This window comes from Roseivivax lentus (assembly GCF_900156805.1).
GTDB classification, from domain to species: Bacteria; Pseudomonadota; Alphaproteobacteria; order Rhodobacterales; family Rhodobacteraceae; genus Roseivivax; species Roseivivax lentus.
Genome location: NZ_FTOQ01000013.1, coordinates 25,336 through 51,551, shown reverse-complemented (window position 1 = coordinate 51,551; position 26,216 = coordinate 25,336). Strand labels below are relative to the sequence as shown.

Here is a 26,216-nt window from a genome sequence, read left to right as displayed (position 1 = left end):
TTTCGCCGTCGGGCATGTTCTCCTCCCTCATCGAAACGGGTGCCGGTCGTCCTTCATCCATGCAGATGTCGAGCTTAGCCCTGTTTTCGTGATTGGCTATGCCTTCCTTGGTCTCAAAGCGAAATTCCACTATTTTCGAGCATATACATCCTCGTAGCGGATGATGTCGTCCTCGCCGAGATACGCGCCGGTCTGGACCTCGATCAGGACCATGTCGAACTTGCCCGGATTCTCCAGGCGGTGTTTCTCGCCCAGAGGGATGTAGACGGACTGGTTCTCGGTCACGAGCACCACCTCCTCGCCGATGGTCACGCGCGCCGTGCCCTGCACCACGATCCAGTGTTCGGCCCGGTGATGGTGCGATTGCAGCGACAGCGCGGCGCCGGGATGCACGACGATCCGTTTCACCTGGAAACGCCCGCTGATGACGAGGCTTTCGAACCAGCCCCAGGGGCGGTAATCGCGCGGGAAATCGGTGGCCTGATGCGCCTTCTTGGCCTTGAGCGCCGCAACCGCCTCCTTCACGCGTTGCGCCTGCGACTTGCGCCCGACCAGCACGGCATCCTGCGTGGCCACGGCGATGATATCGTCAAGGCCGATGCCCACCAGCTCGACCCGTTCGCTGTCAGAGCGCAGAAGCGTGTCGGTGCAATCGATGGCGGTGGCATGCTCGGAGGTCACGTTGCCCGCCGCATCGGGTCCGCCCTCGGCCCAGACCGCGTCCCAGCCGCCGAGATCGGACCAGTTGCCGCCATAGGGCATGACGGACAGGCGGTCGGACTTCTCCATGATCGCGAAGTCGATGGAGATGTCGGTGACGCGCGACCAGGGCTCGGGGGCAAGGCGGGTGAAGGCGAGGTCACGCTCGGCCTTCTCGACGGCTTCGGTGACGGTGGGGATCAGGTCGGGCGCATGCGCCTTGAAGGCCGACAGGATCGCGTCGGCCCGGAACAGGAAGATCCCCGCATTCCAGAGGAAATTGCCCGATGCGAGCATCGCCTCGGCCCGTTCGAGGTCAGGTTTCTCGACGAAGCGGGCGAGCGGCTGCACCTCCCCTGCCCCGGCATCGGCGTCGGGAGCGAGTTCGAGATAACCGTAGCCAGTCTCAGGCCGGTCGGGGGTGATGCCGAAGGTCACGAGGCGGCCTGCCTCGGCGGCCGGAAGCGCCGCCGTGACGGTTTGCCGGAACCGCTCCGCATCGGCGATCTTGTGATCCGAGGGCGCCACCAGAAGAAGCGCCTCCGGGTCGGTCTTTGCAGCCAGAAGCGCCGCGGCAAGAACGGCGGGGGCGGTGTTGCGGCCCTCGGGCTCGATGACGATGGCCTGCGCCTGGATTTCCAGCGCGGCCAGCTGTTCGGTCACGATGAAGCGGAACGGGTCGCCCGTGAGCACCATGGGCGGCGCGAAATCCGGGCCGGACATGCGCCGCGCCGAGGCCTGGAAAAGGCTTTCAGGACCCGTCAGCGGCGAAAACTGCTTGGGATAGGACCGCCGCGATGTCGGCCAGAGCCGCGTACCGGAGCCACCTGCCAAAAGCACGGGAATGATCGTCATCTCAAGCCTCGTTCTGCCCGCGGGCCCTTTTGCAGCGCCCTTCGCGCGCAAGGATGCCCGGACTGCGTGGCGAATTTAAGAAGAATTGCAGACGAAACTACGATTCCCACGCGGTGCGGAGCCCGGGACGCGTCGCGAAGACCCGATCCATGGTCACGAGCGTCAGATCGTCCAGTTCGGCCGTGGCAGCGAGGAAGCGATCGAACGGATCGCGATGCGGCCAGTCCATCTGACCGGCCAGAAGGGCGATTGCGGCAGTGACCGGCGCTTCCTGCGTGCCGTCGCGCCCGATCAGGTCCGGAAACCGGCCCACCAGATGCGCCGCTTCCGGCCATTTGCCGACACGGACCTTCTGCGCGATCTCGAACGCGCTGATGGGTGAGATGAAGATCGCATCGGCGGTTTCCAACTCCTGCATCATGCCGGTCGGGATTCGGGATCGGTCGAGATGAAGGAACGCCCAGGCGTGGGTGTCGAGCAGGAACCGGCTCACCGGCCCTCCCACGCGCGCAGGTCGTCTTCGTCCATCGGCTCGAGGAAATCGGGGATGGTCGCGACTTCACCTTCGAGCAGTCCGAAGGCGAATTTCGGCTTCTCCACCGGCACGAGCCGCACGACCGGATCCTTGCCGCGGGCGATCACGACCTCTTCACCGCGCAGCGCGGCTTCGATCAGTTTCGACAATTGCGTCTTGGCGGTGTGGACGGTGACTTTCATGGGCGCGACCTCTCTTCTTAGCTAAGTTAGCCAAGCATTCGGGCCATTTCAAGATATCTCAGAGATCGTCGAACGCGCCGGGCACCATTTCGTCCCAGAATTTCACGATCGCGGTGCGATTTGTGGCACTATCCCAGCCCGATTTGCCGAAATCCGCACGCGCCGCGCTGTCCTTCAACCGCGCGAGAAAGAGCCGCTTGTCCGCGTCGCGTTGGGTCGGGCTTCGATCCGCCACGAGCGCGCGGATGCGGTCGAGCTGGCGGCTGCGCAGCGCGCGCATCTCGTCGAGCGATCCGATCTCGGCGGCACCCGGAGCATCCGCGGCATCTGCGGGTTTGTAATCGTCGCGGATCGCGGCGGTGAGGTAGCGCACCGGGCTTTCCACACCGTCACGCCCGGCCAGGTAGTCCAGCTTTTCGTTCACGTAATCCTCGCCATGCTGGGCGATCCATTGCCGCGCCAGACGGTCGCTGACCCCGACCGCGATCAACCGCCGATAGGTCACGCCCTGCCGGATGCCGCCACCGTCGTCGATGTTCAGCAGACCGAGCTGCGGGTTCTCCTTGATCTTGAAGCGCAATTCCACGACCTGCCGGCCCATCTTCCGGAATTCGGGCTCCAGCAGGATGTTCGAGGTCTTGTTCACCTCGGCCACGGCGGGTTTGATGACCTTGGCGTTGAGATGCTTGAAACTGTCGTAATAGGCGGACCCATCGACCCCCATCAGGCGGCGGAACAGGTCAATCGGCCACCAGCCGGTCGATCCGGTGCGCACGAACCGGTAGCAATTCTCATAAAGCGCGAGTGCATGGCCCGAGGTGAAGCGGCGCTGGATGTTCAAGTTGATCAGCGCGAAGACCTTGGGGTCGTGGAGCTTCTCGGCCAAGGCGGGCGAATAGGCGTATTCGCAGATACCGCCCTTGAGCTTGGCATAGGACAGAAGCGAGGACACACCCCATTCCTGCCGTCCCTGCTCGTCGAGCATGTCCCATTCCGCCGTCGTCTCTGCAAGGCTGCGTAGAGACTGTTTCAGCGTCTCCATGTCGTTGGAATTGTACCCGACCATCAGGCACAGCGTGCGCGCGTCGATCTGGTGCTTGGGCCGAGAGATCAGCGTGTCGTAGGCATTCAGCAAAAGCACGTTCGAAAGCTTGCGCTGCAGAAGCGTGAGCTTGCCCGATACGTGGATTGCGGCCACGTTCTTCTTGACCGAGGGCCGCCGGAGCGATCCTGTCAGCTTGTCCCGGGGGATGCCGTCCCCGGATTCCGATTGGGTGAGATCCTGCATCGCCCTGCCCATATGTCTTGCCTGTTGCGGCGCCCGTTTTCGAGTCGCCCTGCCTCTCACACAGGATGGCCGAAAAGGCGCCCGCACACAATTGCGTTCTGGGTACCTTGTTTCGGGGAGCCTGCGCCGGGAAATGCGTCCCGCAAACGGGTGCCTAACGCGCTCATTCGTCCGGGAGGGCGGTCTTTAGGGGACCCGTTTACGGGAAGGCAGCGCAGGAGATTCGAGACTATTCAAGCCAATCGGCGCGCTCCCGAGTCTCGGCGCCCAAAAACCCGCGAATCGGGACCGATCACACCGCAGATGGCACCCCGTCATCCTGCAAACAGGTACCGAACGTCCTGTATCCGGCGACCAGAAGCCTTTTATATCATTGTTTTTATTTGGTATTATCTGGATAAAGATTCAAAAGACCTAAAAGATCCTTCAACATTATATGTCGTGTTGATCTTTGAATTTCTTGGATTTTCAAGAAAGGCGGGCTCGCGGACTGCGCTGATGCCAGAAAAACCGGCCGAGCCCGTTTCCACGATTCACCTTCAGCAAAAGATGTGCGATGATTTTGGTAATAACGCCGAAAACAGGCGATATCCAAGAGGTGAGCGAGCATGGCACGAAAACCGGAGGTCCCCCTCCCCCCCTATTTCAACCTGGACCCGAAGACGGCAGCGGGCAAGATCGGTGACCCGGTCGACACCGCGCGATTCGCCAAGGCGGCGGCCTTCGCCGGGCGCGGCCGCGACGACCTGGCCAAACGGGGCTATTCGCCGGACGGGCGCAAGCGGCTGCGCAAATTCTCGATGTGGGAAATCTGCCGGTACCTGATCCCGGTCGCTCCCGCGCATCTGCGGCGCGTGCTGAACAAGCATCCCGATCTGCCGCAGGGCGAAGGCCAGGGCAACGGGAAGTGGTTCACTCTCGAAGACGTCCTGAAATTGCGCGATCACTTCGCGGAAGAGGGCGTAAGCACGAAGGAATACCGCCCCTACCGGCCCGAAGGTCTGCCGGCCAAGGTCGTCGCCGTGGCGAATTTCAAGGGCGGTGTCGGCAAGACCTCGACCGCGGCGCATCTGGCGATGTCGGCGGCGCTCGACGGGTACAAGGTGCTGGTGGTCGACCTGGACAGCCAAGGCTCGATGACCTCGATCCTCGGGGGCCGGGTGGCGGATGAATGGCAGACGGTCTTCCCGCTGCTCGCCCGCGACTACGCCAACCATCTGCAGGCCGAGAACAAGGTGCGTGAGGCGGCGGGCGAGCCCCCTGCCCCGCTGGACGAAACCCTGACCGAGGCGCTTGGCATCGGCTTGCACGATGTCGTTCAGAAGACCCACTGGCCCAATATCGACCTGATCGGCGCGCAGCTGAACCTCTATTGGGCGGAGTTCCAGATCCCCGTCTGGCGGATGGGTCTCAGGAACTGGCCGCTCTGGGATGCGCTGACCGCCTCGCTGGATCAGGGCGGTGCGCTCGATGAATACGACATCATCCTGCTCGATACGCCGCCGGCGCTTGGCTACCTCACGATCAACGCGTTGGCCGCGGCGGATATCATCCTCGTGCCGCTCGGGGCGTCCTTTCTCGAGTTCGACTCGACGGGGCGCTTCTTCGACATGCTGTATTCGACCTTTGCCTCGATCGAGGACGGTGAGAACGCTGCGCGGGCGCGGGCGGGGCTTCCGGAAATGCGGTTCGAATGGGATGTCGTGCGGGCGATCATCACCCGGTTCGATGCCAGCCAGCAGACGGACCTTGCCAACGTGATCCAGGCCTATTTCGGCGACATGATGAACGCATATAGGCAGGAATACACCGCGCTTGTCGGGCAGGCCGGCGAAACGGTGTCGGGCATCTACGAAGCCGATTACCGCAACTTCAATCGTGAAACCTATACAAGGGGGCGGGAAGCCTTCGATCGGACCTACGCGGAATTCAAGGAGCTTCTGATCGGGTCCTGGTGGCGGGATGCGCAGGCAATAAAGGAGGCCGAGCATGGCGAAACGCAGACAGCTTGAGGTGCCGTCGGCCGACGCGCTGAAGGCCCTCGAAGAGGGTTTCGCGCGCGAAACCTCCCGAACCGGTATGCGTCCGCCCATCGCGGACGTGGTCGCCGATGCTGCCCGCCTGTCGGACCCCCTGCCCCACGGTGAACGTGCGGAGATCGCGCGCGACCGCAGCGATGCGGAGACACTGCGCGCGGCGCGCCAGAAAGGTCTCGTCGCGGTGGAGGTGCCGCTGGGCGAGATCGCGGTCGATACCCTGGCGCGCGACCGCATGGGCATCGACGACGAAGAGATGCAGGAGCTGGTCCGCTCCATCGACGCGCATGGTCTGCGCCTGCCCATCGAGGTCTATGCGCAACCCGATGGCAGCTATGCGCTGATTTCGGGCTTCCGGCGGCTTTCGGCGTATCGCCAACTCAATGCGAGCTACGGGTCGGTGCATTACGCCACGATCCCGGCCTTCGTGCGCGCGCCGAAATCCTCGGTTGAGGCGATCCAGGCGATGATCGAGGAAAACGAGGTTCGTGCCGGGATCAGCCAGTATGAGCGCGGACGAATCGCGGCGATGGCGGTGCATGGTGGTGTGTTCTCGAACCTGGATGAGGCCGTGTCGACGCTCTACGCGTCGGCGTCCAAGGCGAAGCGGTCGAAGATCCGCTCCTTCGCGCTGATCCACGAGGAGTTGGGCGACATGCTGCATTTCCCCAAGAGCCTCAGCGAACGCCAGTGCCTGCGGCTCGCGGGCGCGCTGCGCATGGGCTTCGGAGATGCAATTCGGGCAGAGTTAGAGACGCAAGTCATCGCGGATCCGGACCGGGAATGGGCGGCGCTTGTGCCGTCGATCGAAGCCGGGGAAGCCGCGGGCGCCGGTGAGGCGCGTCGCGACCGGGGCGGGCGTCCGAAAAAGAGCGCCAGCGCTGCTGATCCGGGGCGCGACCTCGGTCGGGGCATCCGTATGAAGGTCGGGCGCCGCGCCGACAGCGTGTCGATCACCCTGTCGGGTGCGACGCTCAAAGGCGACGATATCGACACTGTTCTTGCCCGAATCGAGGAATATTTCGCCGACTGACCTTCGCGAAATCGCGACATCGTTCCGACGGGGTTTCGCATGCGAAACCCCGTTTTTCGTGCAACGCGCGGTGGGGTCGTGCGCCATTAGGGTTTTCCGGCAAGGGTCTGGGCGTCCCCGATCAGGAGAGAGCAGATGCCGATTTACGATCCCTTCAAAGGCCAGTCCGCCGGATACGATTCCCCCGCGTCCCACGCCTTCGCCATCACACCCGACGATGCCGCCGACCTCGCGGCCCTGCCGCGCGGTCTTGTCCTTGGCCAGGGCGGCGACCTCTCGGTGGTGTTTCAGGGCGGCGAGACCGTGACCTTCCGAAACCTCGCCGAGGGCATCGTCTATCCCTTCCGGGTCCGGTCCGGTCCGTTCTGGCCACAGGCACCACGGCGACCGATATCGTCGGGGTGTATTGATGCTGGCGATCAAGGCGGGCCTGGGCATGGCGGCCCTGCCCGCATCGCGCCACGCGCCACCGGCGGGCCTTGGCGGCGGCTCGGTTCTGTCCGCGTTGACGCCGGTCTTGTCGCGGGGGCGCGTCACGACCGGGATCGACCCGCGCAGCCTTGTCGATCCGGCGATCTGGACCGGGCCGGTCTATCACGTGGACGGGTCCGCGGGCGATGACGCGAATTCCGGGCTGGGCGCGGTTGCCGGAGACTTCTCGAATGCGCTGCGCACGATCTACCGGGCCTTCGAGCTTGGTAACGCGACCAACGCCGCCTACCGGATCGCCGTCCAGCCTGGCTCTTAAGAAGAAGCAGCGTTCTCGAAGAACGGCCAGCGGGAGCCGTCCCAGCCCGTGGCGATCCTCGGATGGGGCGGGCCGGTGCGTTACCGGACCGGGCCTCACAGCGTCACCTGGAGCGACGCGGGCGGCACCTATAGCGCGGCGGTCTCGTCCGTGCGCCGGGTCTTCCGGTCCGATGAGACGAGCGCGGCAGGCATCGACCGGGAACTCGTCCAGGTCGCCGATGCGGCGCTCTGCGCGGCGACGGTCGACAGCTGGTGCGATGTCTCCGGCACGGTGCATGTGAATATCGGACGGGTCCCGGGCCCGAGCGATATCGTCCTGTTGCGCAGCTTTCACGGCGCGCGCTTTCTGACCCACGCGCATGACCTCTACATGGAGGATATCCATTGCGAGGGCGGGATCACCGGCACGTTGCATTGCGACGCGGCGGCGGCGCGCAACATCGTGGCGGTTCGGTCGAGCTTCCGGTTCTCCGCGCCCTCGAACCCGAGTGCGCCCTATGACGCGGTGCGGATCCGGCGCACCGCCGGGCTCTGCGCCTTCTTCGACTGCGAGGCGTCGGGCGGGGCGAAGGACGGCTGGTCTTTTCACGAGGACGGCACGCCCGGCATGAACGTGTTGCTGGTCAATTGCCGGGGCGTCGGGAACGGCGACGGAACCGCGACCTCCTGCAACGGCTTCACCACCCATGACGGCGTCGTGGCGGCGGTGCTCGGCGGAACCTACGGGCATTCGGTCAACGGCACCGAGGTGCATTGCATCCAGAGCACGAAGACCTGGTGCCTGGGAACCAGCGTCGTGGCGCGGGACGTGGACGGCACATCGGTGGCCTTCAAGTGTTCCAATGCCGGGACCATGTGGCTCGAGAAGACGCGCGCCGATGCGGCGGGGGCAGGGACCGCCTATGCGATCGAGGCAAATGCGGGCCTCGTGCTAACCCGCGGCCACCGCACGCTTGCGGGTGGCATCGCGACGTCGAACGGGGGTGCGGTCCTCGACTACTGAACCAGCGCACGGGCGAGTTCGGACCAATCGGGCAGCCGTTCCGGACGGCGCGTCCAGGTTTCGCAGCGAAACGCGGCGTCGGGCGCATCGTACCCGACGAGGGCCGGAATGGATGGATGGCAAAGCCGTTCCGGCCCGAGGATCGGCAGGCCGTAATGGCGATAAAGCTGGATTCGGTTGGAGTGCGCGCGCTGGTACTCGACGCCCGGACGATCGCGATAGGCGGCCAGCCCGACATCGGCATGGGCCACGAAGCTCAGCATGTCGCGATAGGGCATTTCTCCGTGCAGAACGAGATTTCGGGGCAGGGAGGGGGGGCGCGCCTTCACACCGCCGATCACGTGGCACCGCCAGGATGCGTGGCCTGCAGCCCAGTCGCACAGCGTCGGAAAGTCGATATGGCTGGTCCCGGCGCAGACCGCTTCCATCGGGTGGCGCGGCAGGAATGGGTCAAGAGTGCTGTCCTTTGACGGAAGCGCGCCGCGGGGCACTCCCATCGGGTCGATGGTCACGTTCGGATGCTCGAAGCGGCGTCCCAGCTCGGCGCTGGCCAGGCTGATCCGATCGCACATCGCGGCCAGCGGGGCTTCGGCCTCCTTGAGCCAGTCGGGCAGGCGCATCCCGGTCAGATCGTCGTTCACGCGGTAGACGATCGGTACGCGCGGCGCGATCTCGCGCAACAGCGGGACAAGGGTCAGGGGTGCGCCGCTTTCCACGATCACCACATCGGCTCTCAGGAGGGACGGACGCAGGATAGGTACCCATTTACGGGACGCCCTGCGCCATACAACGCCGAGGCCGTGGTCGAGGGGCGAAAGGCCGGTGCGCAGCGGATGAAGCAGCTGCGGCGTGAAGAGATGCCAGAGCCCCGGCGCGACCTCCGCGCGGCCGGCGACGGGCTGGCAGTCGGAGTGCCGCCCGGATCCCCGAAGCCGCGCGAGCCGCGACTGCCCGACCGTCGCGAAATCGACCTGCCATCCGGCGCCGCAGAGCGCTTCGGCGATCCAGTGGAAACTCGCGCGGCGGTCTGACCACGGCAGATGGGTCGACAGGAGGAGCGCGCGCTTCATGTGGGAACGACGCCGGGCCGGAACGCCATGAGGCGCGTGACGCCAGCATAGACCGCCGAACCGAGGCAGAGCAGCAGGCCCAGCCTGAGCGGCGAGGGCGGCAGCGCGAGAAGCGGCATCAGGCCGATCATCATGCAGGTTCCGGCGATGATGGCGGTGCGGGGCAGGGCAGGGGCCACGCCTCGGTGCCGCAAGGCCACGACCGCGAAGGGCGCGGCCCAGAAGACGCAGCCGATCACAGCAAGGGCATGCGCCGCCGCGATCACCGACAGATCCCTGCTGAGCCAGATCGCCCCGCCGGACAGGAGCAGAAGCGCTGCACTGCGCCACAGCAGGAACCGCGTGCCGCGCGCGGCGGCCACCGCCTGCAGCCAAGGCATCGAGAGTGCGCAGAATAGCCCGAACGGGGCCAGCGCGCGCAGCACCGGGGCCACGGCCTCGGCATGCGCGGGACCGACGGCGATAAGCGCGATGTCCGGCGCGGCCACGTAGAGCCCCGGCCAGGCCCAGAAGGCGATCCGCGCGGTGGCATCGGCGGTGTCGGACAGAAGGCCCGGCACACGGCGCAGCGCGGGCAGGGCGGCGAATTTCAGAGGCGCGAGAGTCAGCGCCTCGGTCAGCTGCACCAGCCGCACCGCCATCTGGAAGGCCCCGGCTGCGGCGAGCCCGAACACCGCGCCGACCAGCACCTGCGCCAGCGGATAGAGACCGGAGGACAGCATGTCCCGGCAGGTGATCTGCGCCGGTCTGCGCAAGAGTGCGATGCGCCGACGCGACGGCCAAACAGGCCCGATGGGCGCGGCACGAAGGGCAAGGAAAGACGCGGTGCCGGTCGCGACGACGGCAAAGAGGGCCAGCGCCTCGATGCCCGCGCCGCGCCACAACGCGATACCGGCGACCAGCGCGGCGAAGGTCTGCGCCAGCGCGGTCCGAATCGCGAGAGCGCGGAGGTTCATGCGCTTGCGCAGGATGCCTTCGGCGACCGCACCAAGGGCGCCCAGGAAGGGCAGGGGGGCCAAGGCCGCCAGAAGCGGCATGCCGAGACCCCAGGCGGCGACACCGAGGCCGAGCGTCGCAAGCGCCCCCGCCGCCATTCCGATCCCGCTCAACGCGCGGTGGTAGCCTTCACGATCCGGCCCGAGGATCACGGTCTCGGACAGGCCGACGCGCAGGGCGTTCTGGAACAGCCGGATCGGCGCCAGAAGGACGGCATATCGGCCGATCTCCTCGATCGGCAGCAGGCGCGCGGCCAGCAGGAAGACGAAGGCCGACAGGCCCACCCGCGACCATTGCAGAAGCGCCGCCCAGCCTGCACCGCTCATCTCTGCGGAACCGGCTGGCTGCGCGGCGATGCCGAGACGAGCGCGGCGACGGGCCGTTCCACGAGGGTGAAGACCAGCCAGCCGACGCCAGCCGCAAGCGCCACGGCAAGCACGCAGAACAGCGGGGCAGCCCAGGGCGCGGCGGGCAGCAGCGGCAGCAGCACCAGCGTCAGGGCGCGCAGGGTGAAGCGGTGCGAGAGATAGATCGCGAAGCTCGCATCGCCGATCCGTTGCAGCGGCCAGCCTTGCCACGGCGCCGGCCAGATGACCGCTCCCACGATCATCGCCGCCGGCACGCCCGCGGCGAGGAAGCGCGGCAGGTCGGTCGCATCGAGTGCGACAAGCAGCACCGCGCCACCGATGCCGAGGCCCCACGCGATCCGCGCCGATACGCGGCGCCGCGGCCAGAGCCGGGCCAGCACCATGCCGAACAGGAATTCGAGGCAGATGGGATTGGTCGCGAAGGCCCAGATCGTCTTGATCTGGGACGAGGTGGTGCTGGGGAAGGGGCCCTCAGGGCCGCTCAGCGCCCCGAGGAGCGCGAGCGCGCCGAAAAGCAGTCCCATGGCCAGTACGGGCCGTCTGAGCGTCAGGCAGAGACTCAGCGCGGCGTAGAAGGCCATTTCGTAGTTCAGCGTCCAGCCGACGGAGAGCACTGGCGCGATCCGGCCATCGTAGCGTTCGGTCGGCCAGAACGGGTAGGAGCCGACGATCTGGCCGGGCGCGAGGGCGGTGTCCTTCACCGCACCCGGTGCGGCGAGCAGTGTCAGCACCATCAGCGTCGTGAAGAGGTAATAGAGCGGGGCGATCCGCAGGAAACGCCGGGCAAGGAACGCCCCGGCCCCGGCCTGCCACCGATCCGCCGCGCGAATGACGATGAACCCGGAAATCACGAAGAACAGATCCACCCCGCGCGTCCAGGGGATCGCGTCGCCCGGCAGGTCGATGGCGAAGTAATGCTCGGCCTCGGCGATGACATGGCCGGTCAGCACCATCAGCACGGCGATGGCGCGGGCGAATTGCAATCCCTCAAGCCGGGGCATGATGCACCTCCTCCTGCAACTGCGCGGCCCGGCGCCTCCGGGTCCCGCGGCACAGCCAGAGAATGCAGAGCGCCCCGAAAAGCAGGTTCTGGTGCAGCATGTAATTGCCATGCGGTGCGAAGAGCAGCGCGGCGCCGATCTGCGCATAGAGAACCGCGCCCAGAAGATGGCTGCGGGCGGATTGGAACAGCATCTGCGCAAGAAAGACCGAAAGGGCCACGAAAAGCGCGCCGCCGAACGGGCCGAAATCGACGTAAGGTGCTGAGAAGAATGAAGACTCCCCGCCGCCGCGGGCCTTGTCGAGCGCTTCGATCTGGGCCGGGAAGGTGGCGTCATAAGCGCCGTCGAGGCTCAGCAGGATCAGGGGGCCGCGGAAGCTGACGGCGCCCAGGGCGTGCGGGATATCGCTTTCGAACGGGGCGAAGCTGTTCCACATGTCGTTGACGAAGTAGAAGGCCAGCTTCTGCTTCGCGACGTCGAAGACCGGATCGGACAGGGTGGGATTGGTCAGCGCTTCGCGCAGGAACCAGATGCCGCAGAAGAGACCGATGAGAAGCGGCAGCAGAAGCAGCCCGCGCAGCCGCCCGCGTGCGAGGCTCCAGGCGAGCCAGGCCGAGACCAGGAACTGCATCAGCAGGATGCGCTGGCTGAGCACGATGGGCAGGATCACGAGGCAAAGACCGGACAGCACGACGATCCGCCACGCGCGCCGTTTGCCGATCCGGGACAGCGCGCCCGAGGCCAGAAGCCCGGCAGCAAGGCAGGCGAGCGCGGGCAGCGCGCCATAGGCCAGCCGCATGCCCGGAAACAGCGTGTTGTCGAGCAGGATGGCGCGCAGGATCGCGGGCTCTTCCTCCGCCAGATGCAGGAAATGCGCGGGCCCGCCGGCCTTGGGCACGCAGAGCGCGATCCAGATCAGCGTGATGCCCACGAACAGCCGGGTCATGATCTCGACCCGCCGCACGACGCGGTCGGGTGAAAAGCCGATGCGGAAACCGGTGCGCGGCGCGGCCACGAGCTGCGCCGCAAGGCTGCCCGTCACCGCCGAAAGCGCCGCGACGATCAGCCAGAGCCCGCCGAGCAACCCGAACCGGCTGGGGTCTATGCCGGAGCGCGCCATGAAAAGCGGGATGAGATCGAACGTGTCGGGCAGGGCGAGCGCGATCCAGGCGACACCGCCCGCGACACACCAGGTCACGGTCAGGAGAGACAGGGGAGACAGAAGTCCGATCATGCGGCGCACCGGTCGGGGAACTGGGTCTCGAAAAGCTCCAGATCGGCGGTACAGACGGCTTCGATCCGCCGTCGTAGGGCGGCGGACAGGACGAAAGGCGCCGCGGCGCGGTTGCGCGTGAGGAAAGGCAGCGGCGTGCCCACGGCGCGCGCGAGATCGCAGCGGAAGGGGGCGGCGTCCTCGAGCCGTCCGACGAGGTCGTAGGCGTCAAGCGCCTGCCGCGCGCGGTCGAGTTGCGGCGCGAGGTCCAGGCCGGGCCGCGCCCAGTCGCCGCTGAAATAGAACAGGCACTGGCTGCCGATGCGCAAGGCGTCGGGCCCCTCGGAGAAGGCCTCGAGCGACGGGGCGCGGGCGGGGTCCGGGTGCCTGCGCTGAAGGTAATGGTAATGCGAGGCGAAGCGGGTCACCGGATCGCGCAGGAGCGTGACCCAGAGATGCGACCGACCCGGCCCGAGGCGCAGGTCGGGGGCGTCCAGCGCATGCGCTGCGATGACCTTGGTCCCGCGCAGGATCGCCCGGGTCAGCGCCTGTTCGCGCAGGGCGTAATCGGCCCGGATCAGGGCCGTGCCGCGAAGGTTGGGATCCTGCGCCAGCGCCGCCTTGCGGGTTGCCGCGATGTCGATCGTGGTCTGCGAAAAGAAGGCGCGCATCCGGAGCGCCGCGCCGAAGCTCGACCCGCCGCATTTCGGTACGTGGATATACACCACTCGGCGCATGCCGGGTCTCCTCCGCCGCATTAGGCTTTTGGTAACCATCGCGCGCCCAAGGTTAACGCGAGTTTAACGCAAGGAGGCGGAATGCGAATCGTTCACATCCTGACGCGGATGCAGCGCGGCGGCTCCGAGGAGAATACCGCCGAGGTCTGCCGCTGGCAGGCCGCAGCGGGCCACGAGGTCTGGCTGATCCATGGCGGCGACGCCCATCCCTGCTGGCACGGGGCCATGCCCGGGGTGCTGCGCCTCTGCCTGCAAAGCCTGGTGCATCCGGTCGATCCGGTGCGCGACCTGAATGCGCTGCGCACCCTGCGGCGGGTGCTGCGGGATCTCGCGGCGGACGTGGTCCACACGCACCAGTCGAAGGCCGGGGTCCTCGGGCGTCTCGCGGCGGCAGGGCAGGGGGCCCGCGTGGTGCATGGCATGCACATCATGCCCGCCGAGGGCACGCTGATGCGGGCGGCGGAACGGCGGGTCACCGCGGTCACGCACCGGTTCATCGGTGTGTCCCATGCGGTCTGCGCGGCGCATCTGCGCCACGGGCTCGCGCGGGAGGCGGACACGGTCTGCGTACGCTCCGGCCTCGATCTGGAGCGCTTCCGCAACGCCGCGCCGCCGCCTGACCGGGCGGGCCTGCTCGGGCTCGACCCGCTTGGCGCGGGGCTTTCGAGCCCGCCGACCGCACTTTTTCTGGCCGCGCTCGAGCCGCGCAAGAACCACGCGGCCTTCCTGCACGCCTGGGCCGCGGCGGCGGCGATCCGGCCCGATGCCCGCCTGCTGATCGCCGGCGACGGGCCGCTTGCGGCGGAGCTCGGGGTGCTGGTGCAGACGCTCGGTCTGGGCGACCGGGTGCGCTTTCTCGGCCATCGGGACGATCCCGAACGGCTGATCGCGCTGGCGGACGTGGTGTGCCTGCCCTCCGAACGGGAAGGATTGCCGCGCGTCGCCGTGCAGGCGCTGGCGGGTGGACGGCCCTTCATCGGCACGATGCTGCCGGGGCTGACGGAACTGGTCGTGCCGCAGCGCACCGGGCTGGTCGTGGACGGACCGGGCGCGGTGGCGCGGGCCACGCTTGCGCTTCTGGCCGATCCTGCGCGCCTCAGGTCGATGCAGGCCCAGGCACGCCGCGCCGATCTGTCGGACTGGGCGTTGAGCGGGCTCGGCCCCGCGACGACACGCGCTTACGCTCGGCAGACCGATGCCTCGGTGCAATCTTCCGACGCGCGGGCGACGCTTTTCGCATGACGCTGGCGATCAATGCGCGGTTCCTGACGCAACCCGTCTCCGGCGTGCAGCGCTATGCGCACGAACTTCTGGGCGCGCTCGATACGCTGCTCGATACCGATCCGGCGCTGGCCGGGCGGATCGGGCCGGTCACCGCGTTCACGCCGCGCCTGCCGGAGGTGATGCCTGCCTGGTCGCGGATCGCCCTGGCCTGCCGCCCCGGCGCGTCGGGCCATGTCTGGGAGCAGACGCAGCTTGCGACAGCGGCCCGCGACACGCGGCTTCTGAGCCTCGGCAATAGCGGGCCCTTGCGGCATCGCGATCACATCGTCGCCTTCCACGACACCCATCTGTGGGACATGCCCGAGGCCTATGACTGGCGCTACCGGGCGTGGCACAAGGCGCTTCGGGGCCCGCTCGCGCGGCGGGCAGCGCATGTGCTCTGCGTGAGCGATCATGCCCGGCGCGCGCTGTCGGAGCGGCTGAACCTGCCTCAGGCCCGCGTCACGATCGTGCCCAATGCGGCCGATCACATCGCCCGCCATTTGGCGGATCCGACGGTTTGTGCGCGCTACGGTCTTCAGGCGGGCGGGTATCTTCTGACCGTGGGCAATGCGTCTCCCAACAAGAACGTCGCGCGGCTTGTGGCGGCCCATCGGCGCCTTGAGGCCCCGCCGGTGCTGGTCGTCGTCGGTGGCGCCGTGCCCGGGATGGCGGCGGCGCGCGGGCTCTCGGCGGATGTGGCACACCGCTTTCTGGGCCGGGTGCCCGACGTGGATCTCGCGAACCTCATGCGCCATGCGCGCGGCTTCGTCTTCCCGTCGCTGCACGAAGGCTTCGGCATTCCGCCGCTCGAGGCGATGGCGCTTGGCGTCCCTGTGGCGGCGGCGTGGTCCGGTGCGCTGCCTGACGTGCTTGGCGCGTCGCCGGTCTGGTTCGATCCCGAGGACGTGGACGACATCGCCCGGGGTATGCGCGCGCTTCTCGACCAGACTGGGGCGATGCGGGCGCGATCCGTCGCGCTAGGCCTCGCGCAATCCGCGCGCTTCGGTTGGGCGCAGAGCGCGCGTCGCCTCGCGGAGGTGATCCTGACGCCGCGCGCCGCTTAACTCCCGGTCTTGGCGAAGAGCACCAGCGCGGTGCGGCCGAGGATCTTCACGTCGCCGCCGAAGTCGAGCGCGCGGGCATAGTCCCGGTCGCAGGCCACGCGTTGCACGTAGCAGCCCGATGTGCGGGCCTCGACCTGCCACAGGCCGGTGATCCCGGGGCGCAGCGCCAGGTACGAGGACAGGTCGTTGCCGTAGCGGTCGAGTTCTTCCGCCGTGACGGGACGGGGACCGACAAGCGACATCTCGCCCCGGATCACGTTCCAGAGCTGGGGCAATTCATCGAGGCTGGTGCGGCGCAGCAGGCTTCCGAACCTTGTGACGCGCGGGTCGCAGCGCAGCTTGCGGCCTTCCTGCCACTCGTGCGCCGCATCCGGGTTCTGTCGCAGATGCGCTGCGAGCAATGCGTCGGAGCGTGGCAGCATGGTACGCAGCTTGATGCATCCGAACCGCTGCCCGCCCCGGCCGACCCGTTCGTGCACGAAGAAAGCCGGGCCGCCCTGGCAGCGCAGAACGAGCGCCAGCACGACGATCAGCGGCAGGGCCAACACCAGAAGGAGGCTGGCCGCGACAAGATCGAAGAGCCGCTTGCCGAGGCGGCCATAAGACAAAGCTGGCGCATGCTGAAACAGGGCGCCTTCGGTGATCGACACGTGATGAACTCCAAAAACGCGAGCCCACCCACGCTTTGGTCCATCTCAGGTGACAAAATTTGTCTTAATACATCGTTAAGCCTGACGGGTCGTGTCGCGGTTTTTCACGGCCGCGACCGTGTTTGCCCGGTCAGGTGGCGATTAGCTCGATGCCCTCGGGCGCGATGACCGCCGCCGTCAGACGCCCGGTGGCAAATGCCCCCGTATCGAGGGAAATCCGGCCCTCGGACACGATCGCCTCATCGACGATCGTGTGCCCGTGCGCCACCCACCAGCCATCCTGGCGCGGCGTCGTCATGAAATCGCGATGACCCCAGATCAGCGTCTTGGGCGGATTGTCCTCGATCGGGACCGCGGGATCGGCCCCGGCATGGACCACGGCGATGTTGCCCGACCACCGGATCAGCGGCAGGTCCTCGACCCATTTCACGAGGTCCTCGCCCATCTCCTTCACGAGCGTGTTGCGCGCCTCGCGCAGTTTCATGCCGCGCGTCATCTCGGACAGGCCGCGCACGCCCAGATCGGCCAGCGTCTGCAAGCCGCCATTGCGGATCCATCGCGGCCCCTTCTCCTCGGGCTCCTTGATGAAGCTCAGGAGCATGTCCTCGTGATTGCCCTTGAGGCAGGTGATGTCGGGACGGTCCTTGAGAAAGCGCAGCGTCTCGATGGATTGCGGTCCCCGGTCGATATAATCGCCCACGCAGACCACCGGGACGCCGTCGGGCAGCTTGGCGAGAAGGCCCTCGAGCAGGTCCAGCCGGCCATGCACGTCGCCGATCACGGCAAAGGTCGCATCGGGCCTCGGATCCTCGAAAACAGCCGTCGGAGCGGGACGAAGCCGGGTGAGCAGGGATTTCAGCATGAAGCTTCCAGTTTTTTGGGCATCGCGTGATTTATCCCGTGGGTCGCGGCGTGACAACGCATTTTACCGCGAGCGCATCTGCCGCGCCGGCAGCGGGTTTCCGCGCAGGGCCGGCACAACATGCGCAATCCCGTGGCAATTTTGTGTCGCTTGGGCAACACGGTCCGCGGGCGCGACGAATTGTGAGGGGGGCAGGGGGTGCCCGTCACAGCGTCTTGGCCTAAGGACAAGCTGTTTCCAAGGGGGGCTTCACGTGACTCGCGCACCGGCTACGATTGCGTTCATCTGCGCAGCAAGCAGTGCCGTAGCGCAATCGAGCTTCGAGACACGCTACAACTTCTTCGGCATGCCCGGCATGGTCGACATGCCGAACGCGCTTGTCCTGCCGGATGCGGAGCTTGGCTTTTCCGTGAGCCAGTTCGAGGGCACGACGCGGATTACCGGCGCCTTTCAGATCCTGCCTCGGGTGACCGGATCTTTTCGGTATTCCAGCATCGATGACTTCCGCGGCGGCGACACGAATTTCGACCGAAGTTTCTCGATCCATTACCAGATGCTTGAGGAACGGCAGTATCGGCCTGCCCTTGCGCTCGGCATCAACGACCTGTTCGGCACGGGCATTTACTCGGGCGAATACCTTGTCGCCACGAAGCATCTGATGCCCCGCCTTCTGGCCACTGGCGGTATCGGTTGGGGGCGACTTGGAGAGCGGAACGGGTTCCGCAACCCGCTGGGCGTGCTCAATGACGCCTTCGAGACGCGCCCGGGCCGTGATTTCGGGGTCGGTGGCGAAGCCGAATTCGACCAGATCTTCCGCGGCGATGCGGCCTTCTTCGGGGGGCTCGAGTTTCAGGCCAGCGAGCGTCTGAGCTTCGCTGTCGAATATTCCTCTGACGAATATTCGACCGAAGACGGCCCGACGTTCGACTACGAGTCGCCCTGGAACTTCGGGATGACCTACAAGGTCCGGCAGGACCTATCCCTGACGGCGGCCTACATGTACGGCTCCGCCGTCGGGCTGCAGCTGACCTACGCCATCAATCCGAAACGGCCGCCGAATTCCGTGGGTCTGGAGGCCGCGCCCTATCCGGTCACGCCGCGCTCCTCCGTTGATGCCGAAGCGCTCGGCTGGACGCTGCCGGACAATGGGCAAGCGGCCATCGGCCAGGTACGGGACGTGATGCTGGCCGACGGGATTGCGTTGCACGCCTTCCGGCTCGACGCCAGCACCGTTCGCGTGGAAATCGAGAACCAGCGCTACCGCACGACGGCGCAGGCGGTGGGGCGGACGGCGCGCATCCTGACGGCCTCCATGCCGCCGGCGGTCGATACCTTCGTCATCGTGCCGACCGTGCGCGGTATCCGCGCCTCGCAGATCGTCATCCGGCGCGACGACATGGAAGAGCTGGCCTATGACCTCGACAACAGCTGGTCCAGCTATGCGCGGGCACGGATCGAGGCTGCGACCACCGAGGTCCGGCCGTTCGCCGATATCTACCCGCGCTTCGACTGGAACATCCGACCTTACCTGACGCCCAGCTTCTTCGATCCGGACGATCCTGCGCGCTTCGACGTTGGCGTGGAGGTGAACGCCTCGGTCGAGCCTGTGGCGGGCGTTCTCTTCGAGGGCGCAGTGCGCCAGCGCATCGAGGGGACGCTGGACGAGTCCACCCGTCCGTCGGATTCAGTGCTGCCGAAGGTGCGCTCCGAGACGAACATCTTCCAGCGCAACGCCGACACCTTCATGACCTACCTGACGGGCAACTATTTCTTCAAACCCGCGCAGGACTTCTATGCGCGCGTCACGGTCGGCTATTTCGAGACGCAATATGGCGGCATCTCGACCGAGCTTCTATGGAAGCCGGTAGGCAGCGACCTCGCCTTCGGGGTGGAGGCGAATTACGTCAAGCAGCGCGAGTTCGAACAGGGGTTCGGCTTCCAGGACTACGAAGTGGCGACCGGCCACGCCACGGTCTACTACACCTTCGAGAACGGTTTCGAGGCGCGGGTCGATGCAGGGCGCTATCTTGCGGGTGACTGGGGCGCGACCCTGACGCTGCAGCGCACCTTCAAGAATGGCTGGCGCGTGGGCGCCTTCGCGACCTTGACCGACGTGCCCTTTGACGAGTTCGGCGAAGGCTCCTTCGACAAGGGCCTGATGATCACCATTCCGATCGACTGGGTCCGCGGTACGCCCACGACGAACGAGTTCAACTACATCCTGCGGCCGATCCTGCGGGACGGCGGCGCCAAGGTGAATATCCGCAACCGTCTCTACGAGTTGGTGGACGACAATCATCGTCCCGACCTGCAGGACGATTGGGGCAGGTTCTGGAAATGACGCGGATCATCAGACTTTTCCTTCTGACGGCCCTTCTGGCGGCCTGCACAGAGAGACCGCCGCTCGGCACGTTGCGCGCGGGGCTGACGCCCGAGATCGTCGCGACCGTCGAGAACGAGCTTCTCTATATCGCGGTCGAGGGCATTCAGACCGAGTCGACGGTACAGCCCGCGGAACGGCTCTACGGTGTCATCAACTGGCGCACGCTCGACAATTTCTCCGAGATCTCCACCAGAAACGGCGTGATCGTGGCGACGCGGTCGCTTGGCGACGACCTGATGTCGGCGGATGTGACCGGCACCATAGCCGCGCTCCAAGGGCGCGACGGCGGCGATTATTACCCGCGGTTCCACACCATGCTCGACGGCGAATACCAGCCGTACTTCGAGAGCTTCCAATGCATCGTGGAAAGCCGCGCGCCCGAGACGCTGACCATCATCGACCGGACCTACCGCACCACCCGGATCGAGGAAGTCTGCGCCACGCCGGAACGCACGGTCACCAATCGCTATTGGGTCGGGTCGGACGGGACCGTGTTGCGTTCCCGGCAATGGATCGGCGAAAGTGTCGCCCACATCCAGACCGAAAGACTGAAATGATCCGGCCGCACCGGATCGGAAAGAGGGACGTGTTATGAACAGAGCGCTGTTCGGATCGATCTTGGCGACACTGGCCATCGCGCTGGCAGGCTGCGGGATCAGTTACAATTCACCCAGCGTGTCCCAGCAATCGGGCGGCACGGAGGTGCGCGTCGTGGATGTCGACCCGCAGACCGTGCTCGTGGCCAACCGGCAAAGCTACACGCCGCGGTCGCTGCCCGAGATCTATTTCCGCGCGGCGGGTGGCTCGCAATTGCGCGGCATCGACGCGCTGCCGCCCGAACCCTTCCTGCCTGACGAACAGCGTCGCACGCTGGAACTGCGCATCCCCCCCGACGTGGCGCCGCAGCCCTACCGGATCGGTGTCGGCGACGTGGTCCTGCTGGCGACGAAATCCGCGGGCACCACGGTCGAGGAATTGTCGGGTCTGCTGGCGGCGCAGAACGCGCGGCAAGGCTACACGGTCCGCGACGACGGCGCGATCGCGATCCCCGATCTGGGCACGGTGCAGCTGGCAGGCATGACGATCGAGGAAGCCGAGGCCCGCGTCTTCGAGGCGCTGGTCGACAACCAGATCGACCCGGCTTTCTCGCTCGAGATCGCGGAGTTCAATTCGAAGCGCGTGGTCGTGGGCGGTGCGGTCGGCAATCCGACCCTCGTGCCGATCACGCTCAATACGCTCGATCTCGGCGAGGCGATCACAGCGGCCGGCGGTGTCCAGGTCTCGAACGAGGAATTCGCCTCCATCCGGATCTATCGCGACGGCTCGCTCTACCAGATCCCGTTCGAGGATTTCCTCGCGCGGCCCGACCTGCAGCGCAAGACCCTCATCAACGGGGACGCGGTCTACGTGGATACAAGCTATGACCTCGAGCAGGCGCTGGAATTCTACCGGTCGCGGATCGACGTCATCAATGTCCGCCGGGATGCGCGCACCGCCGCCATCGAAGAGTTGCAGGCGACGGTCAATCTGCAGCGCGGCGAGCTGAACGAGCGGCGCGAAAACTTCACATCCCGGCTCGAGCTTGGCGCGGAAGCCCGCGATTACGTCTATCTCGCGGGCGAGGTCACCGAACAGAGCCGCTACGTGATGCCTTTCGAGCAGCAGGTGACGCTGGCGGATGTTCTGTATGACAGCGGTGGCATGCCGACGGTCACGGGCGATCCGTCGGAGATCTACGTGCTGCGCGCGTCAAACAACCCTGCGGAGTTCGGCGCGGTGACGGCGTGGCACCTGGACGCATCTAATGCGGCCAACCTGACGCTGGCCACCCGGTTCCAGATGCGCCCGAACGACATTGTCTTCGTCGAGGAGCAGCCGATTACGAAGTGGAGCCGCGCCCTGAACCAGGTCCTGCCGTCGCTGATCAACGTGGCGGCGTCCTCGCTGCGGACGGCCGTGCAATAAACTCAGGAAACAGCCCCGCTGCGCGGCGGGGTCATCTTCGAAGCCCCTGCGACCGGTTCGCAGGGGCTTTCCTTTGTGTGGGCCCGTATCGGATTTGCGAACGATTTGTTTCGAATTCGGAAAATTGCAAAGCCATGTTTTCCGCCCTGACACGGAATGGGGAAAGACTGCCCCGGACTTGCCCCATTTCGACCACGATCGGTCGCCATGCTCGACCCGATATAACAACGCCCTTCTCGGAACGGACAGGAGCCCATCATGCGAATCCTCGCGGTCGACGATGACCCCATCATCCTGGACTTGCTGGAAACGAGCCTCGGGCAGGCGGGCTATACCGACCTCGTGACGGCGCGCTCGGCCGAACATGCGCTGTCTGTGCTGGAAACCGTCGAGCAGCCGTTTGACTGCCTGCTGTTCGACATCGTGATGCCGGGCATGGACGGTGTCGCGCTGTGCGAAACGGTCCGCCGCATGCCGACCTATGCCACAACCCCGATCCTGATGATCTCTCGTCTCGACGAGAAGAAGCATTTCGACCGGGCATTCGCCGCGGGGGCCAACGATTACGTCACCAAGCCGCTCGACGCGACCGAGCTTGGCGTGCGCCTGCGCCTTGCCGATCAAATCTCGAGCCAGCAGCGCCAGATCGCGGCGCAAACCGGCACCACGACGGCCAGGAAGGTGCTGGTGTCCGAGGCGTTCATGCTCGACGACGTGCCGGGTGCGATCGACAACATGGCGCTCGACGCCTATCTTGAACGGATCCCGAACGGCTTTGCAGGCATGCAGTTCTTCGCGGTCAAGATCGCCAATATCGTCGATCTGCACCGCAAGGCCACGCCCGACGAGTTCCGCCTGATCGTCAATTCCGTGGCCGATGCGGTGACCGACGTGCTGGCGGGCAGCAGCTTCTTCATCACCCATAGCGGCAACGGCATCCTGTCCTTCGTGGTCCACGGGCACACCGACATGACGGTGGACGAGGTCGCGCGGATGGTGCTGACGGAAGCGGGCGGGCTCGATTTCGTGCTTGCGTCGGGCAACACGGTGATCCCGGAAATCATTATCGGGACCGGCACCACGCGTACCCTGACACGCGCGGGCCGGATCCAGGCGCTGCGCGAGGCGGTGATGGATGCCGAGGAGGTCGCGGCGACGATCACGCGGCTCGGTGTGCAAAGCATGGCGCATTCCGCGCCGCGCAGCGGATTTCTCGATCGTTTGATGGCGGGGATCTAAACAGTGTCGCAGGCCAATGCAGTCAGATTCGCGACGGATGATCCCATGCAGGCGATCCGTCAGCGCTTTCTCGATGGTCTCGAGGAGCGGCTTGCCGAGATGGAAAGCCTGGTCGACCTGCTCGACGACCCCAACAGCGCTTCCCGCGTCTGGGCCGAGATCCGGATGCGGGTGCATCGCATTGCGGGCGTGGCCGGGAGCCTCGGGTTCGCGGCGCTTGGCGCGCGCGCGGCGCAGATCGACAATGCCATCGAGGCGATGCCGCAGCAGGGCGCGCCCCTGAAGGACGCCACGCTGCGTGCGGCCATGGATTCCCTTTTGGACGATATCGACGAGATCCTCGAAATCGAAAGCGCCGCTTAACCCTGTTTCAGAAGCGCCTTGATGTCGTCGGTCAGGGTCATCGGGTCGAACGGCTTCGAGATGAAGCCCGCCGCGCCCGTCCGTGCCACCAATGCAGCGGAACTGTCATGCGTCTGCGCCGACATGAACACCACCGGAAGCGTCTCGTAGCCCGGCACCTCCCGCAGCGCGGCCAGCGTTTCCTCGCCGTTCATCTCGGGCATCATCTGGTCGAGCAGGATCAAATCGGGCGAAAGGGAAGGGGCCGCGGCCACTGCTGCCTGGCCCGCCGAAAATTGGTGCACCTGCAAGCCGCCCACCATTTCGAGCGCAAGGCGGGCGATTTCCTGAATGTCGGCGTCGTCCTCCACGTGGAGGACAGTGTTCAGTGCTGGCATCTTCGACCCCGTTTTGGAGATGCTACTCGAAACCGGAAAAGATGCCATCCAACATTGCGTTGACTTTTGGCAACGTATTTACGGCCAGAGTGTTTTAGGCCTGTAATATCATTGGATTATCCGGATAATCCTCCCGGATTGGTTGTAGCCCCGTTCTGTGTTTCGCGTATCAAAAAATATCGGTAACCTGGGTGGTCTCCGTGATGCTGAAGAAACGGTCTTCTCTTCCACGCCATACGACTATCGCGATTTCGATCCTCATCGCGGTCTGCGTGGCAAGCCTGTTCGTCGTTGACAAGTCCCTGTCATACGACAAGGCGACATCACGGCTGGAGGTCGAAGCGCAGGCACAACGGCTTGCCGATCAGATCGAAGCCAACATCGAAGGCCTCGCCTTCATTGCGCGGGGCGTGGCCACGGCCGTCGCGCGCGATACCGATATCTCTGACGAGGTCTTCGCCAAGATCGCGGCGCGCTTCAGCGCGGATGCCGTGGGATTGGACGACGGGATCGAAATCCTGAACATCGCCGCGGCTCCGGATCTCGTGGTGCGCCATGTCTACCCGAGGGGCCCGAACGACAGCGTCATCGGCATCGATTACCGAAACCTGCCCGATCAATATCCCGGCGTCCTGACGGCCATGGCCAGCCGGAAACCGGTCATTGCGGGCCCCGTGGATCTGGCGCAGGGCGGACGCGGACTGATCGTCCGGGTCGGGGTGGACGATTTGATAACCAATAGCCCCTGGGGCGTTGTGTCGATCGTGGCCCGGATCGACGATGCGTTCGACGCGGTTGCAGATGTCGCGACCGCCAGCGGGCTCGATTTTGCGGTTATCGGCGATCCGGTCACGGGCAGACCTTCGGTGTTCGGTGCCTCCGACCTTCTGCCTTCCGCGGCGATCGAGGTGCCGGTCGAGGCCCTCGACCAGAAATGGACGCTGACCGCAGCGCCGAGCGTGGGATGGCCGACCTCGGCCTCCGATACCGCTTCGATCTGGGCGCTCTTCGCCGGTCTCGGCGCGTTCGTCTTCTTCGTTTACATTCTTCTCGACCGCTTTCATGCCGCGCGTCGCCGGGCCGAGGACCGTCTTCAGGATTCGATCAACGCGATTGACGACGGCTTCGCGATCTACGACGCCAATGATCGCTTCCTGACCAGCAACGATGCCTATCGCAATTACTACCCGCTCTCCGCAGAGAAGATGACGCCCGGCACCTCCTTCGCCGACATCATCCGGTTCGGCGTGGACAGGGGCGAGTACCTCGATGCGATCGGTCGCGAAGACGCCTGGTTCGAGGAACGGATGCGGCGGCATCGCACCCTCGATGGTGCGACCGTCCAACGTCTGACCGATGGCCGCTGGCTGAAGGTGTCGGAGAAACTGCTGGCCGATGGCAGCACCGTGGGCTTCCGCGTCGACATCACCGAGCTGGTTCAGGCGCGGCAGGCCGCCGAGGCCGCGAACCATGCCAAATCGATCTTTCTCGACCAGATGAGCCACGAATTGCGCACGCCGCTTTCGGTGCTGCTGGGCTATGCCGCGTTTCTCGAAAATCCGCAGAACCTCGGAAGCTACAAGGGGCTGCCGGAGGACGTGTCCAAGGAATCGCTCAGCCCGTTCGTTGAGGATATCGCGAGAACCGGTAACCGCATTGGTGCCTCGGGGCGGCAGCTTCTGGGGCTTCTTGACCGCATTCTGGATATCTCCGACATCGAGGCGGGTGGCAACGCGGCGCCAGTGACGGACCTTTGTCTCGAAGGCCTGCTGTCGCCGCTCGTGCAGGGCCGCACGGTGCTGGGTGAGCCGATCGCACGGGTCATGCCGGATTACGCCCGCCTCTCGGTTCAGGGCAGCGCCAACGAGCTGTCGCGCGCGCTCAATGCCGTGTTGCGCCACATCTCGCACGCCTACCCGGCGCCCGATCTGTCCGTCGATCTGCGGGAAGAGGACGAATTGCTCGTCCTTGTCTTCGAGGTGACGGGCCCGCGCTATCCGAATGTGCTTCCGGGCACGGTCTTCGGGGATCGTTTCACGCTGGATTGCGGCAGTGCCGAGGGCGACGATCCCGGCCTCGATCTGGTCATTGCGGATCGTCTCGCGCGCAAAGGCGGGGCCGCGCTTCGGTATCGGCGGGTCGGGTCCGAGACCGACCGGATCGAGTTCGTGTTGACGCGCACGGCATACCGCGCGCGCACCAGCGACGCGGCATGACCCGTAAAGCGTCCCTTACCTGCCAAAGTCTTGTCCTAATTCGGGGATAATAAAGGATTTACGAG

Annotated in this window: 24 protein-coding genes and 1 pseudogene; 13 read left to right on the top strand and 12 right to left on the bottom strand. The window is 65.8% G+C overall.

From position 1 onward, the window contains the following. Positions 1-129: 129 nt before the first annotated feature. The 4 genes from BW990_RS16440 to BW990_RS16425 form a co-directional block, all read right to left on the bottom strand. Complete coding sequence (locus BW990_RS16440; protein WP_076449726.1) at positions 130-1,554, bottom strand: mannose-1-phosphate guanylyltransferase/mannose-6-phosphate isomerase; 1,425 nt, start codon at positions 1,552-1,554, stop codon at positions 130-132. A gap of 97 nt (positions 1,555-1,651) precedes the next feature. After that, complete coding sequence (locus tag BW990_RS16435; RefSeq protein ID WP_076449724.1) at positions 1,652-2,047, bottom strand: type II toxin-antitoxin system VapC family toxin; 396 nt, start codon at positions 2,045-2,047, stop codon at positions 1,652-1,654. Next, the gene (locus BW990_RS16430) at positions 2,044-2,271 is read right to left on the bottom strand and encodes a type II toxin-antitoxin system Phd/YefM family antitoxin (protein WP_076449722.1); all 228 of its coding nucleotides are present in this window, start codon (positions 2,269-2,271) and stop codon (positions 2,044-2,046) included. Before BW990_RS16430 ends, BW990_RS16435 begins: the two co-directional genes overlap by 4 nt. Before the next feature lie 58 nt (positions 2,272-2,329). After that, a complete protein-coding gene (locus tag BW990_RS16425) occupies positions 2,330-3,559 on the bottom strand; it encodes a replication initiation protein (protein WP_076449799.1) in 1,230 nt (409 codons plus the stop codon). A gap of 608 nt (positions 3,560-4,167) precedes the next feature. Between BW990_RS16425 and BW990_RS16420 the strand changes: the two genes are divergently transcribed. The 5 genes and pseudogenes from BW990_RS16420 (at position 4,168) to BW990_RS16400 (ending at position 8,381) form a co-directional block, all read left to right on the top strand. Continuing rightward, entirely contained in the window at positions 4,168-5,571 is a 1,404-nt protein-coding gene (locus tag BW990_RS16420; protein WP_076449720.1) for an AAA family ATPase, read from the top strand. Then, positions 5,549-6,628 carry a ParB/RepB/Spo0J family partition protein gene (locus BW990_RS16415; RefSeq protein ID WP_076449718.1) on the top strand — a complete coding sequence of 360 codons (1,080 nt, stop codon included), beginning with the start codon at positions 5,549-5,551 and terminating at the stop codon, positions 6,626-6,628. The genes BW990_RS16420 and BW990_RS16415 overlap by 23 nt, the downstream gene beginning before the upstream one ends. 135 nt (positions 6,629-6,763) lie before the next feature. Then, positions 6,764-6,970, top strand: a pseudogene (locus BW990_RS22615) (spike base protein, RCAP_Rcc01079 family); the annotation flags it as partial. Positions 6,971-7,037: 67 nt separating this feature from the next. Beyond that, positions 7,038-7,376 carry a hypothetical protein gene (locus tag BW990_RS16405; protein WP_076449716.1) on the top strand — a complete coding sequence of 113 codons (339 nt, stop codon included), beginning with the start codon at positions 7,038-7,040 and terminating at the stop codon, positions 7,374-7,376. A 48-nt stretch (positions 7,377-7,424) separates the two neighbouring features. After that, entirely contained in the window at positions 7,425-8,381 is a 957-nt protein-coding gene (locus BW990_RS16400) for a hypothetical protein (RefSeq protein ID WP_076449714.1), read from the top strand. On the opposite strand, the gene BW990_RS16395 is transcribed toward BW990_RS16400, so the two are convergent. The 5 genes from BW990_RS16395 to BW990_RS16375 are packed head-to-tail and all read right to left on the bottom strand — an operon-like array spanning position 8,375 to position 13,766. Further along, on the bottom strand, positions 8,375-9,451 hold the full coding sequence (locus BW990_RS16395) for a GumK N-terminal domain-containing glycosyltransferase (protein WP_076449713.1): 1,077 nt from the start codon (positions 9,449-9,451) through the stop codon (positions 8,375-8,377). The two genes, BW990_RS16400 and BW990_RS16395, sit on opposite strands and share 7 nt — an antisense overlap. Beyond that, positions 9,448-10,773 carry an oligosaccharide flippase family protein gene (locus BW990_RS16390; protein ID WP_076449711.1) on the bottom strand — a complete coding sequence of 442 codons (1,326 nt, stop codon included), beginning with the start codon at positions 10,771-10,773 and terminating at the stop codon, positions 9,448-9,450. Before BW990_RS16390 ends, BW990_RS16395 begins: the two co-directional genes overlap by 4 nt. Beyond that, positions 10,770-11,816 carry an acyltransferase family protein gene (locus BW990_RS16385; RefSeq protein WP_076449710.1) on the bottom strand — a complete coding sequence of 349 codons (1,047 nt, stop codon included), beginning with the start codon at positions 11,814-11,816 and terminating at the stop codon, positions 10,770-10,772. The genes BW990_RS16390 and BW990_RS16385 overlap by 4 nt, the downstream gene beginning before the upstream one ends. Further along, complete coding sequence (locus tag BW990_RS21940; RefSeq protein WP_076449708.1) at positions 11,803-13,050, bottom strand: hypothetical protein; 1,248 nt, start codon at positions 13,048-13,050, stop codon at positions 11,803-11,805. Before BW990_RS21940 ends, BW990_RS16385 begins: the two co-directional genes overlap by 14 nt. Next, positions 13,047-13,766: a sulfotransferase family 2 domain-containing protein gene (locus BW990_RS16375; RefSeq protein ID WP_076449706.1), complete on the bottom strand. Its 720-nt coding sequence runs from the start codon at positions 13,764-13,766 to the stop codon at positions 13,047-13,049. The genes BW990_RS21940 and BW990_RS16375 overlap by 4 nt, the downstream gene beginning before the upstream one ends. A gap of 81 nt (positions 13,767-13,847) precedes the next feature. Here BW990_RS16375 and BW990_RS16370 point away from each other — a divergent pair, with 81 nt between their 5' ends. Together BW990_RS16370 and BW990_RS16365 are read left to right on the top strand one after the other, a co-directional pair. Further along, a complete protein-coding gene (locus BW990_RS16370; protein WP_076449704.1) occupies positions 13,848-15,008 on the top strand; it encodes a glycosyltransferase in 1,161 nt (386 codons plus the stop codon). Next, on the top strand, positions 15,005-16,096 hold the full coding sequence (locus BW990_RS16365) for a glycosyltransferase family 4 protein (RefSeq protein WP_076449702.1): 1,092 nt from the start codon (positions 15,005-15,007) through the stop codon (positions 16,094-16,096). Before BW990_RS16370 ends, BW990_RS16365 begins: the two co-directional genes overlap by 4 nt. Here the strand turns inward: BW990_RS16365 and BW990_RS16360 are convergent. Both BW990_RS16360 and BW990_RS16355 read right to left on the bottom strand, forming a co-directional pair. Next, entirely contained in the window at positions 16,093-16,746 is a 654-nt protein-coding gene (locus BW990_RS16360) for a sugar transferase (RefSeq protein WP_076449700.1), read from the bottom strand. The two genes, BW990_RS16365 and BW990_RS16360, sit on opposite strands and share 4 nt — an antisense overlap. 130 nt (positions 16,747-16,876) lie before the next feature. Continuing rightward, the gene (locus tag BW990_RS16355; protein ID WP_076449698.1) at positions 16,877-17,608 is read right to left on the bottom strand and encodes a metallophosphoesterase; all 732 of its coding nucleotides are present in this window, start codon (positions 17,606-17,608) and stop codon (positions 16,877-16,879) included. Between the two features lie 253 nt (positions 17,609-17,861). On the opposite strand from BW990_RS16355, the gene BW990_RS16350 reads away from it, so the two are divergent. The 5 genes from BW990_RS16350 (at position 17,862) to BW990_RS16330 (ending at position 23,558) form a co-directional block, all read left to right on the top strand. Further along, positions 17,862-19,949 carry a YjbH domain-containing protein gene (locus BW990_RS16350; RefSeq protein WP_076449696.1) on the top strand — a complete coding sequence of 696 codons (2,088 nt, stop codon included), beginning with the start codon at positions 17,862-17,864 and terminating at the stop codon, positions 19,947-19,949. Continuing rightward, complete coding sequence (locus BW990_RS16345) at positions 19,946-20,548, top strand: YjbF family lipoprotein (protein WP_076449694.1); 603 nt, start codon at positions 19,946-19,948, stop codon at positions 20,546-20,548. Before BW990_RS16350 ends, BW990_RS16345 begins: the two co-directional genes overlap by 4 nt. A gap of 34 nt (positions 20,549-20,582) precedes the next feature. After that, positions 20,583-21,956, top strand: a complete 1,374-nt coding sequence (locus tag BW990_RS16340) for a polysaccharide biosynthesis/export family protein (RefSeq protein ID WP_200798065.1) — start codon at positions 20,583-20,585, stop codon at positions 21,954-21,956. Positions 21,957-22,214: 258 nt separating this feature from the next. Continuing rightward, positions 22,215-23,195, top strand: a complete 981-nt coding sequence (locus BW990_RS16335) for a response regulator (RefSeq protein WP_076449692.1) — start codon at positions 22,215-22,217, stop codon at positions 23,193-23,195. Between the two features lie 45 nt (positions 23,196-23,240). Beyond that, complete coding sequence (locus tag BW990_RS16330; RefSeq protein ID WP_076449690.1) at positions 23,241-23,558, top strand: Hpt domain-containing protein; 318 nt, start codon at positions 23,241-23,243, stop codon at positions 23,556-23,558. On the opposite strand, the gene BW990_RS16325 is transcribed toward BW990_RS16330, so the two are convergent. After that, entirely contained in the window at positions 23,555-23,935 is a 381-nt protein-coding gene (locus BW990_RS16325) for a response regulator (protein WP_076449688.1), read from the bottom strand. The genes BW990_RS16330 and BW990_RS16325 overlap by 4 nt on opposite strands. Positions 23,936-24,138: 203 nt before the next feature. On the opposite strand from BW990_RS16325, the gene BW990_RS16320 reads away from it, so the two are divergent. Beyond that, the gene (locus BW990_RS16320) at positions 24,139-26,151 is read left to right on the top strand and encodes a PAS-domain containing protein (RefSeq protein ID WP_076449686.1); all 2,013 of its coding nucleotides are present in this window, start codon (positions 24,139-24,141) and stop codon (positions 26,149-26,151) included. The last annotated feature ends 65 nt before the right edge of the window (positions 26,152-26,216 follow it).